Origin of the sequence: Streptomyces sp. CB02923 (assembly GCF_001905005.1) — a bacterium.
In the GTDB taxonomy this organism is placed as follows: Bacteria; Actinomycetota; Actinomycetes; order Streptomycetales; family Streptomycetaceae; genus Streptomyces.
This window is the reverse complement of record NZ_LWKZ01000025.1, coordinates 18,217-33,536: the sequence shown is the minus strand read 5'-3', so window position 1 is coordinate 33,536 and position 15,320 is coordinate 18,217. Positions and strand designations below refer to the sequence as shown.

Here is a 15,320-nt window from a genome sequence, read left to right as displayed (position 1 = left end):
ACGTGCGGGCTCTTCGGGCAGGACCGGAGGGTCCGCCGGGAGGCATGCCATGAGTGTGATCGACGTACGGGGAGTGGCGGCCGCCCTGCCGGAAGCCTGGAGTTCCCGTTCTCTGGGGCGGGTGAGCGCGGCCTGTCTGAAGGTGCTGCGTATGGACGAGTTGCCGGGAGAGGAGGAAGCCCACGAGGGGGGCGAGGCGCTGTTCGTGCTCGACGGCAGGCTGGAACTGTCGGTGGACGGCGCGGCCGTGTCCGTGGGGCAGGGCGAGATGTACATGGTCCCGGCGGGTGCGTCCCACGCGGTCCGCGCGGGGAGCCGCGGCACGTTGATGATCGTCGAGGGGGTGGGTGAGGACGGCGGTTCTCCAGGTGCGCCGACACGGCCGTAACGGCGGGCAGTTGCAGCAGCCCGAGGCGCGAGCGATCCGGCAGGTCCGGCAGCTTAGGCAGGTCCCGCCGCTTCCGCTGCTTCCGCAGCTCCGGCAGCCCCGAGCGCGTTTTCGCGCAGGGCGCGGGAGAAGGCCGCCGAGACCCGAGTCGCCCCTGAACGTTCCTGCTGGATCTCAGGAAGCCGGTTCCGGCGCGTTCTTGAGGAGTTCGGTGAGGAGGCGTACGGCGCCTCGCTTGTGGAGGGGGTCGTTGCCGTTGCCGCACTTGGGGGACTGGATGCAGGACGGGCAGCCGGCCTCGCACTCGCAGGAGGCGATGGCCTTGCGGGTGGCGGCGAGCCACTCGGGGGCGGTGTGGAAGGCGCGTTCGGCGAACCCGGCGCCGCCCGGCTGGCCGTCGTAGACGAAGACGGTGGGAAGGAGGGTGTCGGGGTGCAGAGGCAGGGAGACGCCGCCGATGTCCCAGCGGTCGCAGGTGGCGAACAGCGGCAGCAGGCCGATCGAGGCGTGTTCGGCGGCGTGCAGGGCGCCGCCGAGCTGCTCGGGGTTGACGCGGGCCGCGTCGAGCTGGTCCTCGGTGACGGTCCACCACACGGCCCGGGTGCGCAGCGTACGGGGCGGCAGGTCCAGCTTGCTCTCGCCCAGCACCTCGCCCGTGATGAGCCGTCGGCGCAGATAGGAGACGACCTGATTGGTGACCTCGACGGAGCCGAAGCACAGCCGGGCGTCGCCCCAGGCGATCTCCGTCTCGGTCTCCAGGATGGAGACGGCTGTGGTGTCCCGCGCGGTCGTCGAATACGGCGGGTTGGCCTCCTGGACGAGCGCCACGTCGTCCTCCAGGTCCAGGCGTTCGACCAGATACGTACGGCCCTGATGGAGGTGGACGGCGCCGTCGTGGACGGTGGTGTGCGCGGCGGCCGCGTCCACCGTGCCCAGCAGACGTCCGGTGCCCGCCTCCACGACCTGCACGGGCGAGCCGCCCTGCCCGCGGATGTCGGCGAGGTCGGCGGCCCGCTCGCGGCGGGTCCAGTGCCACGCCTTGGCGCGGCGGCGCAGCAGCTTGCGGGCCTCCAGGGAGGGGAGCAGCCCCGGCGCCGCCGGGCCGAACAGGTCGAAATCGTCCTCGGTGAGCGGAAGTTCCGCGGCGGCCGCACACAGGTGCGGGGCCAGGACGTACGGATTGTCCGGGTCCAGGACGGTGGACTCGACGGGCTGGTCGAACAGCGCTTCCGGGTGGTGGACCAGGTAGGTGTCCAGCGGGTCGTCGCGGGCGACGAGGACGGCGAGCGCGCCCTGTCCGGCGCGGCCCGCGCGCCCGGCCTGCTGCCACAGCGAGGCGCGGGTGCCCGGATAGCCGGCGATCAGGACGGCGTCGAGGCCGGAGACGTCCACGCCCAGCTCCAGGGCCGTGGTGGCGGCGAGGCCCAGCAGGTCGCCGGTGTGCAGGGCGCGTTCCAGGGCGCGCCGCTCCTCGGGCAGGTAGCCGCCCCGGTAGGCGGCCACCCGGTGCGCCAGCGACCGGTCGACCGCCCCCAGCCGTTCCTGCGCGATGAGGGCGATCAGCTCGGCGCCGCGCCGGGACCGTACGAAGGCGACCGTGCGTACGTCCTGGAGGGCGAGGTCGGTCAGCAGGTCGGCGGTCTCGGCGGTGGCGGTCCGGCGGACGGGGGCGCCCTGCTCGCCGTGCAGTTCCGTCAGCGGCGGCTCCCACAGGGCGAAGACCACCTCGCCGCGCGGCGAGGTGTCTTCCGTCACCTCGGCCACGGGCAGTCCGGTCAGCCGCTCGGCCGCCTGTGCCGGTTCGGCGGCGGTCGCGGAGGCCAGCAGGAAGACCGGTTCGGAGCCGTAGCGGGCACAGACACGCCGGAGGCGTCGTATGACCTGGGACACGTGCGAGCCGAAGACGCCGCGGTAGGTGTGGCACTCGTCGATGACGACGTAGCGCAGGGCGCGCAGGAAGGCGGACCAGCGGGGGTGCGCCGGGAGGATGCCCAGGTGCAGCATGTCGGGGTTGGTCAGGACGTAGTTGCCGTACTGGCGCACCCATTCGCGTTCTTCGACCGGCGTGTCGCCGTCGTACACGGCCGGTCGCACCGCGGTACCGAGCGGGGCGGCGAGTTCGCCGACGGCGCGGCGCTGATCGGCCGCGAGCGCCTTGGTGGGCGCGAGGTACAGGGCCGTGGCGCCGCGCCCGTTGGGGGCCTCCGAGCCGTCCAGGAGCCCGGACAGCACCGGGACCAGGTAGGCGAGCGACTTCCCGGACGCGGTACCGGTGGCGATGACGACCGATTCGCCCCGCAAGGCATGATCTGCTGTACGGGCCTGATGGCTCCACGGGCGCTCGATCCCGGCGGCGCGGACGGCTTCCGTCACCTCCGGACGGATCCGTGCGGGCCATTCCGCATGGCTGCCGATGCGCGGGGGCAAGTGCTCCGTATGAGTGATGCGCGTAGCGCGGGACGCCCCCTGGGTGAGACGGTCCAGGACCGTGCGCGGGGAGGGGCTGGTGCCCCCGTCCGGGGGCAGCTGATTGGAGGCCATCGGCACCGAGTGTGTCACCGGTGTGACGGACAATGCGCACAAGGCGTCGTGCACGCCTGCTGGTAAGTGATTGAATGCCATCGCGGCTGCCGATCCATGGGGGGCGACCGCTCGATAGCAAGGTGCTGGAGGATCCGTGGACCTGTCCCTGTCGACCCGGACCGTTGGCGACCGTACGGTCGTCGAGGTCGGTGGCGAGATTGATGTATACACCGCGCCCAAGCTGCGGGAGCAGCTGGTCGAGCTTGTGAACGACGGAAGCTACCACCTCGTGGTGGACATGGAGCGTGTCGACTTCCTGGACTCCACGGGGCTCGGCGTTCTGGTCGGCGGGCTCAAGCGGGTGCGAGCCCATGAGGGCTCGCTGCGCCTGGTCTGCAACCAGGAGCGCATTTTGAAGATCTTCCGTATCACCGGACTGACCAAGGTGTTCCCGATTCACACCTCGGTCGACGAAGCCGTCGCAGCGACCGACTGACGGCCTGCCGGTCCCCGCGCCGAGGCGCGGGGGTTGGAAGCAGTGGGGGGAACCGGGCTTGGCGGTCCGGCCCCCCTGCGTTGCACGCCCGCATACCGAGGGGGATGGCATGGCCACCGTCGAACTCCGCTTCAGCGCCCTTCCCGAGCACGTCCGCACCGCGCGGCTGGTCGCGGCTGCCGTGGCGAGGCGGGCCGGCGTGGACGAGGCCGTGCTGGACGAGGTTCGGCTCGCCGTCGGCGAGGCGTGCACCCGTGCGGTGGGACTGCACCGCACCAACGGCATCTCCGCCCCGGTGCGGGTCGCCCTGGTCGAGGACGAGAAGAAGTTCTCCATCGAGGTGGGCGACGAGGTCCCGGGCAGCCCGGCCGGTGCCGGGTCGGTGCCCGGCGTCCGCAGCATGGACGGCGAACCGCTGCCCGGCGGCCCCTCCTCGGACAACGGCGACGCGGCGGAGAGCGACGACGAGATGGGGCTCGCGGTCATCAGCGGGCTGGTCGACGACGTCGAGGTGACCTCCGGCGAGAGCGGCGGGGTCATCCGCATGAGCTGGCCGACGACGCCTGCGCCGGTGCTTCCGTAGGAGTTGGTGCTTCCGCAAGGGTCGGTGCCTCCGTAGGGGCTGGTGCCTCCGTAGGGATTGGCTCTGCCGTACGGGTCGGCCCTGACGTACGCGCGCCGGTGCAGCCGTACGCGTCGGGGGAACCGACGCCGCGCGCTCCGTCACGCTGCCCTCGCGCCCCTTTCGCACCCCCGCCACGCCGTCCCCTCCCACCCGCGCGCCCCCATTCAGCCGTACGCGCCCCAACTCTTTCGTGCGTCGTGCCGTGGCCGGGGGCGCACCATCCGGCCACCCGGGGGCCGGTCACCCCCACCCCCCTCTTCAGGCCACATCCGCACGCTCGTGCCCAGAGGGCCCCTCGGACCCACGGGTCCCGTACGCGGGGCCCTCCCGCCTCCCCACCCGGCCGTACCGGTCGTACGGTCCGCCGCCGCCCCGGGGCCGCGTGGCCCCTACCGGAGTGCGTACTTCCGTGGCGGTACGGGGAAGCCGAGGCCGCCCGGCGGCCACCACCCCCGTACCGCCGCCCGTGCCCGTCCGCAGGGTCACCGGCACCCCGCAAGACGGTGCGAGCGTGCCGGCGCGCCCGTGCGGGACCCCGCGCCACCCGGTGCCCGCCGGCCCGGCGGCAGCCCGGCCGTACCCGCCCGGAATTCGAACGCGGCCCCCGTGAGCAGCGGCGTTAGGTAGGACCCTGAGATCATCATTCAGTTGTCAGCCAATTATTCGCATTCATTCGTACAGGCGAATTGCGGCGACGCGGCTACGGCCACGCTATTTTCGATCTTCGCTGCTTCTTCGCCTGATGTCTGTCCGATCTCCGTCCGTTCTTCGAACGATCTCGGCCGCCACCGGCGAATTCCCTTTGAGGCGCACTGTTTTGATCTGGTGCCGCTACCTACAATCCGTCCACACCTTTGCTCAGGACGCCTGAGCGTGCATCCGCGCGCCCATGTGCCAAACGTCAAGGAGGACGAATGGCGGGGCCTTACACCCCTCAGTTGCTGGAACACCCCTCTTACCTGGCCGAGCCATCGCTGACGTCGGGCAACCGCGGCATGGTGCTGGTGATCGCCGTGGTGGCGCTCGCGGCGCTGGCCGTCGCGGCGGTGCTGGTGCGGCAAGTGCTCGCAGCCGGTGAGGGCACCGACAGCATGAAGAAGATCGCCGCCGCCGTGCAGGAAGGCGCGAATGCCTATCTCGCGCGGCAGTTGCGCACCCTCGGCGTTTTCGCCGTGGTGGTGTTCTTCCTGCTCATGCTGCTACCCGCGGACAACTGGACGCAGCGCGCCGGGCGCAGCGTCTTCTTCTTGATCGGCGCCGGATTCTCGGCCGCCACCGGCTATATCGGGATGTGGCTGGCGGTGCGCAGCAATGTGCGCGTCGCCGCCGCGGCCCGGGAAGCCACACCGGCCGAGGGCGAGGCGAAAAAGGATCTCACGGCGGTTTCGCACCGGGCCATGAAGATCGCTTTCCGTACGGGTGGCGTCGTCGGCATGTTCACCGTGGGGCTCGGCCTGCTGGGCGCGTCCTGTGTGGTGCTCGTCTACGCCGTCGACGCCCCCAAGGTCCTGGAGGGCTTCGGTCTCGGTGCCGCACTGATCGCGATGTTCATGCGGGTCGGCGGCGGCATCTTCACCAAGGCCGCGGACGTCGGCGCCGACCTCGTCGGCAAGGTCGAGAAGGGCATCCCCGAGGACGACCCGCGCAACGCCGCGACCATCGCGGACAACGTGGGCGACAACGTCGGCGACTGCGCGGGCATGGCCGCCGACCTCTTCGAGTCGTACGCCGTGACGCTGGTCGCCGCCCTCATCCTGGGCATGGCCGCCTTCGGCGACGCGGGCCTGGCCTTCCCGCTGCTGGTCCCGGCCATCGGTGTGCTCACGGCCATGATCGGCATCTTCGTCGTGGCGCCCCGGCGCTCCGACCGCAGCGGCATGACCGCCATCAACCGCGGCTTCTTCATCTCGGCGGCCATCTCGCTGATCCTGGTCGCGGTCGCCGTCTTCACGTACCTGCCGTCCTCCTACGCCGACCTGTCGGGCGTCACGGACCCCGCGATCCTGGCCCGCGGCGGCGACCCGCGGATGCTGGCGCTGGTGGCGGTCGCCATCGGCATCGTGCTGGCCGCGCTCATCCAGCAGCTCACCGGCTACTTCACGGAGACCAGCCGGCGGCCCGTACGGGACATCGGCAAGACCTCGCTGACCGGCCCGGCGACGGTGGTGCTCTCCGGGATCTCCATCGGTCTGGAGTCGGCCGTCTACTCGGCGGTGCTGATCGGGCTGTCCGTGTACGGCGCGTTCCTGCTGGGCGGCACGTCCATCATGCTGGCCCTGTTCGCGGTGGCGCTGGCCGGCACCGGCCTGCTGACCACCGTCGGCGTCATCGTCGCGATGGACACCTTCGGCCCGGTCTCCGACAACGCGCAGGGCATCGCCGAGATGTCCGGTGACGTCACCGGCGACGGCGCGAAGGTCCTCACCGACCTCGACGCCGTCGGCAACACCACCAAGGCCATCACCAAGGGCATCGCCATCGCCACGGCGGTGCTGGCCGCGGCCGCGCTGTTCGGCTCGTACCGCGACGCCATCGCCACGGCCGTACGGGAGGTCGGCGACACCGCCCGGGGCATGGGCCTGAGCCTGGACATCTCCCAGCCGAACAACCTGGTCGGCCTGGTGCTGGGGGCCTCCGTCGTCTTCCTCTTCTCGGGGCTGGCGATCAACGCGGTGTCCCGGTCGGCCGGCTCGGTCGTCTACGAGGTGCGGAGGCAGTTCCGCGAGAAGCCCGGGATCATGGACTACACCGAGCAGCCCGAATACGGGCGTGTCGTGGACATCTGCACCAAGGACGCGCTCCGCGAGCTGACCACGCCCGGCCTGCTGGCGGTGCTCACGCCGATCGCCGTCGGCTTCTCGCTCGGCGTCGGCGCGCTCGGCTCGTTCCTCGCCGGCGCCATCGGCACCGGCACCCTGATGGCGGTCTTCCTCGCCAACTCCGGAGGCGCCTGGGACAACGCGAAGAAGCTGGTCGAGGACGGCCACCACGGCGGCAAGGGCAGCGAGGCGCACGCCGCGACCGTCATCGGCGACACGGTCGGCGACCCGTTCAAGGACACCGCGGGCCCCGCGATCAACCCGCTGCTGAAGGTCATGAACCTGGTGGCGCTGCTGATCGCACCGGCCGTCGTGAAGTTCAGCTACGGCGCGGACAAGAGCGTCGGCGTGCGGATCGTGGTCGCCGTCGTGGCCATCGGGGTCATCGTCGGCGCGGTGTACGTCTCCAAGCGCCGCGGCATCGCGGTGGGTGACGAAGACAACAACTCCGGGAAGGTGGCACAGACCGCCGACCCGGCGGTGGTCTCCTAGCGGACGGGTGTTCGTGCCGCTCAACGGGCGGGCGGAGGGCGTGCCTTGAGTGCGCCGTCCGCCCGCCTTGCCGTGCGCCCGGCCGCGGCACGGCCTTGGTGCAAATGGCTGCAATGCGGGTCGTACGGACCGACCGGCTCATGATCAAGGGGCTTCGGACGTGTATGTTCCGGGGCCGAGAGCCATGGAAGGGACCGATCCGGTGAAGAAGACGCTTGTGGCCGCGCTGTCCGGCGGCGCGGCACTGATGCTCGCGCTGACCGGCTGCAGCGACGACGGCAACAAAAAGCTCGACGACTGGGCCAAGAAGTTCTGCGACCCCGCCCAGGCCCAGTTCAAGAAGATCCAGGACGCCAACACGTCCATGCAGACGGCCGACAGCGGCGGCACCGACTCCAAGAAGGTCCAGCAGGCCGACTCCAAGGCGTTCCAGCAGATCTCCGGCGCCTACGCGTCACTGGCGAAGTCGCTGGACCAGGCGGGCGCGCCGCCCGCCGACGGCGGCGAGGAGTCCCAGAAGAACGCGGTCAAGGAGCTCAACGACCTCTCCAAGGGCTACGGCGACCTCAAGAAGCAGGTCGACGGCCTGGACACCGGGGACAAGGGCAAGTTCGCCGACGGCCTGCGGACCCTGTCCGACGGCATCAACAAGCTCAACAAGAAGAGCGAACAGGCGTTCAAAAAGCTGGAATCCGGCGACGTCGGCAAGGCGATGGCCGGGCAGTCCGGCTGCCAGAACCAGAAGGCCACGGAGGGTGCCGGGTCGGCCGGGCCGAAGAAGTAGCGGCGGGTGGCCGACACGCCGTCAGGCGCCGTGCGGACGGTGTCCGACACGCCGCCGGGTGCCGCGCGAGTGGTGTCCGACACGCCGTCGGACGCCGCGCGCGGGCCGGTGCGCCCGCGCGCGGCCGGAGGCGGGCGCCGGGCCCGTGCGGGTCGTGGGTGCCGGGCCGTGGCCGTTTGTCAGTGGTTGGCCTGACAATGGGAGCGTGAGTACGCACCTCCCCACCGCTGACCTTCGAGACCCCGACTCCGCCGCCCGCACGGCCCGGCTGCGCGACGCGCTGCGCGATGCCGCGTTCACCGCCGACGGCCTGCTGGAGCTGCTGGGCGCGCCCGCCTACGCGGCGCTGGCCCGCAGCGAGACCGTCCCGGCGCTCCGCGCGACCCGGGACGACGGCCCGCTGTCCACCCTGGTGCGGCTGTTCCTGCTCCAGCGCCCGGTGCCGTACGACCGGGCCGCCGCCGCGCTGCCGGTGGCCGACTGCCTCGCCGACGGCTGGCTGGTGCGCGACGGCGACGAGGTCCGGGCGAGCGTGGACGTACGCCCGTACGGCGGCCCCGAGGGCCAGGACTGGTGGATCGTCTCCGACCTGGGGTGCGCGGTCGGCGGCGCGGGCGGCATCCGGGCCGCCGAGGAGGCCGCGGGCGTGGACCGCGCGCAGCTGGTGCTCGGTGTCGGCGGCGCGTCCACGACGCTCGCCGGCCTCACGGTCCGCACCCCCGTCGCCAAGGTCCTCGACCTCGGCACCGGCTCCGGCATCCAGGCGCTGCACGCCTCCGCCTACGCGACTGAGGTCACGGCCACGGACCTCAACCCGCGGGCGCTGCGGATCGCCGGCCTGACGCTGGCGCTGTCCGGCGCGCCCGCCGCTGACCTCCGGGAGGGCTCGCTGTTCGACCCGGTGGGGGAGCTGACGTACGACCTGATCGTGTCCAACCCGCCCTTCGTGATCTCCCCGGGCGCCCGGCTGACCTACCGGGACGGCGGCATGGGCGGCGACGACCTGTGCCGCACCATCGTCCAGCAGGCGGCGGCCCACCTGAAGGACGGCGGGTACTGCCAGCTCCTCGCCAACTGGCAGCACGTCGAGGGCGAGGACTGGCGCGACCGCCTGCGCTCGTGGGTGCCGCGCGGCTGCGACGCGTGGATCGTGCAGCGCGAGGTCCAGGACGTCACGCAGTACGCGGAGCTGTGGCTGCGGGACGCCGGCGACCACCGTACGGGCCCCGAGGAGTACGCGGCGCGTTACGAAGCCTGGCTGGAGGAGTTCGAGGCCCGCAAGACCAAGGCCGTCGGCTTCGGGTGGATCACGCTGCGCAAGTCCGGCGCGGACGACCCGTCGATCACGGTCGAGGAGTGGCCGCACCCGGTCGAACAGCCGCTGGGTGCCGCGGTCGTCAGCCACTTCGAGCGCCAGGACTACCTGCGCGCGACGGACGACGCGGCGCTGCTGGCCGGGCATTTCCGGCTCGCCGACGAGGTCGTGCAGGAGCAGGTCGGGCTGCCCGGCGCGGAGGACCCGGAGCATGTGGTGCTGCGGCAGAACCGCGGTATGCGCCGCGCCACGAAGGTGGACACGGTCGGCGCGGGCTTCGCCGGCGTCTGCGACGGCTCGCTGCCCGCCGGCCGCATCCTCGACGCGATTGCGCAACTGGTCGGCGAGGATCCGGTGTTGCTGCGCGACCGTACGCCGGAAGCGATCCGGACGCTGGTCGAGCAGGGCTTCCTGGAGCCGGTACCGGCGGCGAAGGGCTGAGGGGGCGAGAGGGCCGAGAGGTCGCGGGGGAGCGGGAGAGCGGGAGAGCGGGAGAGCTGGGGAGCGGGAGAGAAGGAAAGGCCGTACGGGCGGCCGGACGCGCGGCATTCATCCGCAGTTCGTCGCCGCGCCGCCCGGAGGTGCCACCCTGCGCGCATGGAGAGTGGTCCCGAGGCCTTCGCCGGTGCGGTCTTCGCGCTGTTCGGCGCCGGCCTGCTGGTGTGGGCGGGTGTGTGCGTACGGACCGGGGAGCCGGTCGCCGACGGGGTGAGCCGGTCGACGGGCACGACGCTGGCTGTGCTCTTCGGCGCGGTGTTCCTGGCGACGGGGTGCTGGCTGCTGCTGTAGCGGCGGCACCGTCGTACGCGCCCGGGGCGGGACGCGATGCCCCGAGCGGCCGCCCGCGGAAAGCCCCCGGCAGGGAACGCGCCGCCGCTCCGGAACGTCTTCGCAGGGATTGCCTCGCCGCCCGGAGCCCGCACCGGTCGTTGTGCGCTCAACTGCTTTGTTCCCACGCGCCGTTCACTTCCGTCACAACGGAAAAACCACTCGCCCGTGAAGCAACCGGAACGGCCATCTGCCCGTGTTCCTGAGTGAAGGCCATCAACCGGCCCAACAGGGAGGAACACGTCATGAACCGTGCATACCGCCTCGCCGCCGCAGGTGTTCTCAGCGCCGCACTCGTCGCCGGGACCGCGGCCGCCGCCTCCGCCGCTCCCGCGGCCCCGGCCGCCCACAGCGCCACGGCCAAGGCCCCGCAGAAGGCGACGCTCACCGCCAAGGCGAGCGTCGGCACGGTCGGGGCCTGGAAGGAATTCCGTATCTCCGGCACCTCCACGGGCCTCAAGGCCGGCACCAAGGTCGCCGTCCAGCAGAAGCAGGGCGCCAAGTGGGTCTCGCTGCCCGCCGGCGTCGGCGTCAACAAGACCGGCGGCTACTCGCTCCGCGTCAAGCTGGGCATCAAGGGCGTCAACCAGCTGCGGATCGCCGGCGGCGGCGCGATCTCGCCGGTCTTCACGGTCACGGTGCGCTGAGGCGGCGTTACGGCACCACTCATACCCATATACGCACATACGCACGGCATGCCGGGCGCGCCGCTTCCCCCGCGGCGCGCCCGGCGGCCGGTTTCAGCCCGTGAGATTGCGCACGAGCATCCAGACGGCGGCGACGGTGAGGACGACGGCGTTGCCGCGCGGGCCGATGCGGGCCCGGAACCGGCGCCCGCGCAGCCCCGCGTACAGCCACCGCCCGATCGTGTACGCGGCGGCCGGCGCCCCCAGAGCCAGCAGGACGGCGTTGTCGTGGAAGGCCGCCACGAGGTCGCCGTGCATCAGGTCATACGCCAGACGGGTCCCCCCGCACAACGGGCACAGCAGCCCGGTCGCCCAGCGGAACGGACACGGAAGCAGTATCTGTCCTGGTTCATGGGGATTGGTATGCCATAGATAGGCCGCACCGAGTGCCGCGACGCCGACGGCTGCCGCGGCCCGGCGGAGCGTGGCGTTCCGTATGGCGTTCCGCGTCGTGCCGGGGGAGGAGCCGGGGGAAGAGGGAGCACTCACGGCGCGCTCACCAGGCGCTCAAGGGGGCGCTCAAGGGGGCGCTCAAGGGGGCGCTCAAGGGGGCGCTCGGGGAGACGGCAGGCGGACGCGGGGGAGTGCGCGGGCTCAGCGACCTGGCGTAGTTGACCTGATTCAGGACAAACATGACCTGCTCGGGCGATTGTCCCCGCCCCGTACGGGCCCGCACCGGCCACTCCGTGCGTCGGCCCCGGGTACATATTCGACATCGCCGCAGGAACCCCCGGGAGTGCGTGACGAGAACGGACGGTGTGTGGAGCGAGCGGATACGGCCGCCGTCCATCCTGCCAGCGCCGGACCCGGCGGGGGTCCGTGTCCGGTCCGGGCGGCGTGAAGGCATGTAGTCGGGTTACCGTTCGAGTGGCGTTGCGGGGTTTTTCCGTTTGACACGAGGGCGGGATGTACCGTCACACTCCGCAGCGTCAAGCGTCACCGCAGTGTCCCCCAGAGCTCCGGCCCGGGGGTTATCCCCCAGCGTCGACCGGAGAGAAGAGCGAAGTTGTCCCCGACCAGCGAGACCGCACAGGGCGGCGGCCGCCGACTCGTCATCGTCGAGTCGCCTGCCAAGGCGAAGACGATCAAGGGCTATCTCGGCCCTGGCTACGTGGTCGAGGCCAGCGTCGGGCACATCCGCGACCTCCCGAACGGCGCGGCGGAGGTCCCGGCGAAGTACAAGGGCGAGCCCTGGGCCCGTCTCGGCGTGAACGTCGACGCCGACTTCCAGCCGATCTACGTCGTCAACAGTGACAAGAAGGACCAGGTCAAGAAGCTCAAGGAGCTGCTGGCCGAGTCCGACGAACTCTTCCTCGCCACCGATGAGGACCGCGAGGGCGAGGCCATCGCCTGGCACCTCCAGCAGATCCTCAAGCCCAAGGTCCCGGTCCACCGGATGGTCTTCCACGAGATCACCAAGGACGCGATCCGCGCCGCCGTCGCCAACCCGCGCGAACTGAACCAGAAGCTGGTCGACGCCCAGGAGACCCGCCGCATCCTCGACCGCCTCTACGGCTACGAGGTCTCGCCGGTCCTGTGGAAGAAGGTCATGCCGCGCCTGTCGGCCGGCCGTGTGCAGTCGGTGGCCACCCGCCTCGTCGTCGAGCGGGAGCGCGAGCGCATCGCCTTCCGCTCCGCCGAGTACTGGGACCTGACCGGCACGTTCTCCACGGGCCGCGCCGGTGACACCAGCGACCCCGCCACCCTGGCCGCGCGCCTGTCGTCGGTCGACGGCCGCCGTATCGCCCAGGGCCGCGACTTCGGCTCCAACGGGCAGCTGAAGAACAGCGACGTCCTGCACCTGGACGAGGCCAACGCCCGCGCGCTGGCCGCCGCCCTGGAGAACACCGACTTCGCGGTCCGTTCGGTGGAGTCCAAGCCGTACCGCCGCTCCCCGTACGCCCCGTTCCGTACGACCACGCTCCAGCAGGAGGCCAGCCGCAAGCTGGGCTTCGGTGCGAAGTCCACCATGCAGGTGGCGCAGAAGCTGTACGAGAACGGCTTCATCACCTATATGCGTACGGACTCCACGACGCTCTCGGACACCGCGATCTCCGCGGCCCGCGCGCAGGTGACGCAGCTGTACGGCGCCTCCTACCTGCCGGACAAGCCGCGCTCGTACGCGGGCAAGGTCAAGAACGCGCAGGAGGCGCACGAGGCGATCCGGCCGTCGGGGGACCGTTTCCGCACCCCCGCGGAGACCGGTCTGACCGGTGACCAGTTCCGGCTGTACGAGCTGATCTGGAAGCGCACCGTCGCCTCCCAGATGAAGGACGCGACCGGCAACTCGGTCACCGTCAAGATCGGCGGCCGGGCGAGCGACGGCCGGGACGCCGAGTTCAGCGCCTCCGGCAAGACGATCACCTTCCACGGCTTCCTCAAGGCGTACGTGGAAGGCGCCGACGACCCGAACGCCGAGCTGGACGACCGCGAGCGGCGCCTGCCGCAGGTCACCGAGGGCGACCCGCTGACCGCGCAGGAGATCACCGCCGACGGCCACGCCACCAAGCCCCCGGCCCGCTACACCGAAGCCACGCTCGTCAAGGAGCTGGAAGAGCGCGAGATCGGCCGCCCGTCGACGTACGCGTCGATCATCGGCACGATCCTGGACCGCGGCTACGTCTTCAAGAAGGGCACCGCCCTGGTGCCGTCCTTCCTGAGCTTCGCCGTGGTCAACCTCCTGGAGAAGCACTTCGGGCGCCTCGTCGACTACGACTTCACCGCCAAGATGGAGGACGACCTCGACCGCATCGCCCGCGGCGAGGCCCAGTCCGTGCCGTGGCTGCGCCGCTTCTACTTCGGCGAGGGCGAGGCGACCGGCGCCGCCTCCGAGGCTGGCAACGGTGACGGCGACCACCTCGGCGGCCTGAAGGAACTGGTCACCGACCTGGGTGCGATCGACGCCCGGGAGATCTCCTCCTTCCCGGTCGGCGACGGCATCATGCTGCGCGTGGGCCGCTACGGCCCGTACGTGGAGCGCGGTGAGAAGGACGCCGAGGGCCACCAGCGCGCCGACGTGCCGGAGGACCTGGCGCCCGACGAGCTGACCGTCGCGTACGCGGAGGAACTGCTGGCCAAGCCGAGCGGCGACTTCGAGCTGGGCATGGACCCGGACAGCGGCAACCAGATCGTCGCCAAGGACGGCCGCTACGGCCCGTACGTCACCGAGATCCTGCCCGAGGGCACCCCGAAGACCGGCAAGAACGCGGTCAAGCCGCGCACCGCCTCGCTCTTCAAGTCGATGTCCCTGGACACCGTCACCCTCGCCGACGCGCTCAAGCTGATGTCGCTGCCGCGCGTCGTCGGCAAGGACCCCGAGGGCGTCGAGATCACCGCGCAGAACGGCCGCTACGGCCCGTACCTGAAGAAGGGCACCGACTCGCGCTCCCTGGAGACCGAGGACCAGCTCTTCGACATCACCGTGGAGCAGGCCCTCGCCATCTACGCGCAGCCCAAGCAGCGCGGCCGGGCCGCCGCCAAGCCGCCGCTGAAGGAGCTGGGCACCGACCCGGTCAGCGAGCGCCCGGTGGTCGTCAAGGACGGCCGCTTCGGCCCGTACGTCACCGACGGCGAGACCAACGCGACGCTGCGGCGGGACGACGAGGTCGAGTCGATTACGCCGGAGCGCGGCTACGAGCTGCTCGCGGAGAAGCGCGCCAAGGGCCCGGCGAAGAAGAAGACCGCCAAGAAGGCCCCGGCCAAGAAGACGACGGCGAAGAAGACCGCCGCGAAGAAGGCCCCGGCGAAGAAGACGGCCGCCAAGAAGACGACGGCCGCCGCCGCGAAGAAGACGACGACGGCCAAGAAGACGACCGCCGCGAAGAAGACCACGGCCGCCGCCGCGAAGAAGGCGGCGGCGGGCGCGGAGAGCGCGGAGTAGCCGAGCAGGGGGAGCACGATGACGTACCGCGTCACCTACACCGTCGAGGCGAAGGTGACGGCGGACGCCATGGCACCCGAGCGGCGGGGCCGGCTCGAACGCGGGCTGGCCAAGCTCGCTCTCGATCCGTACCACAAGGCCACCGCCCGTCTCGGTACGCATGAGGACAACCGCAAGGCCCAGGTGGCGCCGGGACTCCTCATCAAGTACGTCGTCGCGCACGGCTTGCTCGTCGTCGTGGTGATCGAAATCTTCGACGCCGTACTGCTGGAGGACTGGGGCAGGACCGGGAGCGGCCAGGGCGGAGCCGGGGCAGGACCGGGACAGAGCCGGGGCAGCATCGGGGCAGGATCAGGACGTATCTTTCGGGTCGGCCGGATCGGGCACGCGCGCCGTGCGCGCGGGCTGATCCGAAGGGCTCGCCCCGAATCCACCCGTCCGTGTGTTCGGGTGGACGCTGGACCTGTCATATCCGGCCGATAGG

12 protein-coding genes are annotated in these 15,320 nt (G+C 71.3%); 10 read left to right on the top strand and 2 right to left on the bottom strand.

All coding sequences use genetic code 11. The features are described from left to right. Positions 1-49: 49 nt before the first annotated feature. Entirely contained in the window at positions 50-388 is a 339-nt protein-coding gene (locus tag A6A06_RS28310; protein WP_073764818.1) for a cupin domain-containing protein, read from the top strand. A gap of 174 nt (positions 389-562) precedes the next feature. Here A6A06_RS28310 and A6A06_RS28305 read toward each other — a convergent pair whose 3' ends face one another. After that, complete coding sequence (locus A6A06_RS28305; RefSeq protein WP_073764816.1) at positions 563-3,010, bottom strand: DEAD/DEAH box helicase; 2,448 nt, start codon at positions 3,008-3,010, stop codon at positions 563-565. Between the two features lie 55 nt (positions 3,011-3,065). On the opposite strand from A6A06_RS28305, the gene bldG reads away from it, so the two are divergent. The 7 genes from bldG (at position 3,066) to A6A06_RS28270 (ending at position 10,917) form a co-directional block, all read left to right on the top strand. Further along, positions 3,066-3,407 (top strand): anti-sigma factor antagonist BldG, encoded by a 342-nt coding sequence (gene bldG, locus A6A06_RS28300; RefSeq protein ID WP_004571875.1) that lies wholly within the window; start codon positions 3,066-3,068, stop codon positions 3,405-3,407. Positions 3,408-3,516: 109 nt separating this feature from the next. Then, positions 3,517-3,990 carry an ATP-binding protein gene (locus A6A06_RS28295; protein WP_073764814.1) on the top strand — a complete coding sequence of 158 codons (474 nt, stop codon included), beginning with the start codon at positions 3,517-3,519 and terminating at the stop codon, positions 3,988-3,990. Positions 3,991-4,946: 956 nt separating this feature from the next. Further along, positions 4,947-7,343: a sodium-translocating pyrophosphatase gene (locus A6A06_RS28290; protein ID WP_073764812.1), complete on the top strand. Its 2,397-nt coding sequence runs from the start codon at positions 4,947-4,949 to the stop codon at positions 7,341-7,343. A 202-nt stretch (positions 7,344-7,545) separates the two neighbouring features. Next, entirely contained in the window at positions 7,546-8,127 is a 582-nt protein-coding gene (locus A6A06_RS28285) for a small secreted protein (protein ID WP_073765890.1), read from the top strand. A gap of 205 nt (positions 8,128-8,332) precedes the next feature. Further along, positions 8,333-9,883 carry a DUF7059 domain-containing protein gene (locus A6A06_RS28280; RefSeq protein ID WP_073764810.1) on the top strand — a complete coding sequence of 517 codons (1,551 nt, stop codon included), beginning with the start codon at positions 8,333-8,335 and terminating at the stop codon, positions 9,881-9,883. Positions 9,884-10,039: 156 nt separating this feature from the next. Next, positions 10,040-10,231, top strand: coding sequence for a hypothetical protein (locus A6A06_RS28275; protein ID WP_073764808.1), 192 nt, complete (start codon positions 10,040-10,042; stop codon positions 10,229-10,231). 284 nt (positions 10,232-10,515) lie between these two features. Further along, positions 10,516-10,917: a hypothetical protein gene (locus A6A06_RS28270; RefSeq protein WP_073765888.1), complete on the top strand. Its 402-nt coding sequence runs from the start codon at positions 10,516-10,518 to the stop codon at positions 10,915-10,917. Positions 10,918-11,010: 93 nt separating this feature from the next. Here A6A06_RS28270 and A6A06_RS28265 read toward each other — a convergent pair whose 3' ends face one another. Beyond that, a complete protein-coding gene (locus A6A06_RS28265) occupies positions 11,011-11,394 on the bottom strand; it encodes a DUF2752 domain-containing protein (protein WP_242441039.1) in 384 nt (127 codons plus the stop codon). Between the two features lie 568 nt (positions 11,395-11,962). On the opposite strand from A6A06_RS28265, the gene topA reads away from it, so the two are divergent. Beyond that, positions 11,963-14,836: a type I DNA topoisomerase gene (topA, locus tag A6A06_RS28260; RefSeq protein WP_073764804.1), complete on the top strand. Its 2,874-nt coding sequence runs from the start codon at positions 11,963-11,965 to the stop codon at positions 14,834-14,836. Between the two features lie 18 nt (positions 14,837-14,854). Next, positions 14,855-15,319 carry a hypothetical protein gene (locus tag A6A06_RS28255; RefSeq protein ID WP_073764802.1) on the top strand — a complete coding sequence of 155 codons (465 nt, stop codon included), beginning with the start codon at positions 14,855-14,857 and terminating at the stop codon, positions 15,317-15,319. The last annotated feature ends 1 nt before the right edge of the window (position 15,320 follow it).

What these genes read in the sequence shown, in the direction of transcription:
- A6A06_RS28310 (WP_073764818.1), top strand. Translation starts at nt 50, where the DNA reads ATGAGTGTGATCGACGTACGGGGAGTGGCGGCCGCCCTGCCGGAAGCC.
- A6A06_RS28305 (WP_073764816.1), bottom strand. Translation starts at nt 3,010, where the DNA reads ATGGCATTCAATCACTTACCAGCAGGCGTGCACGACGCCTTGTGCGCA.
- A6A06_RS28295 (WP_073764814.1), top strand. Translation starts at nt 3,517, where the DNA reads ATGGCCACCGTCGAACTCCGCTTCAGCGCCCTTCCCGAGCACGTCCGC.
- A6A06_RS28290 (WP_073764812.1), top strand. Translation starts at nt 4,947, where the DNA reads ATGGCGGGGCCTTACACCCCTCAGTTGCTGGAACACCCCTCTTACCTG.
- A6A06_RS28275 (WP_073764808.1), top strand. Translation starts at nt 10,040, where the DNA reads ATGGAGAGTGGTCCCGAGGCCTTCGCCGGTGCGGTCTTCGCGCTGTTC.
- A6A06_RS28270 (WP_073765888.1), top strand. Translation starts at nt 10,516, where the DNA reads ATGAACCGTGCATACCGCCTCGCCGCCGCAGGTGTTCTCAGCGCCGCA.
- A6A06_RS28255 (WP_073764802.1), top strand. Translation starts at nt 14,855, where the DNA reads ATGACGTACCGCGTCACCTACACCGTCGAGGCGAAGGTGACGGCGGAC.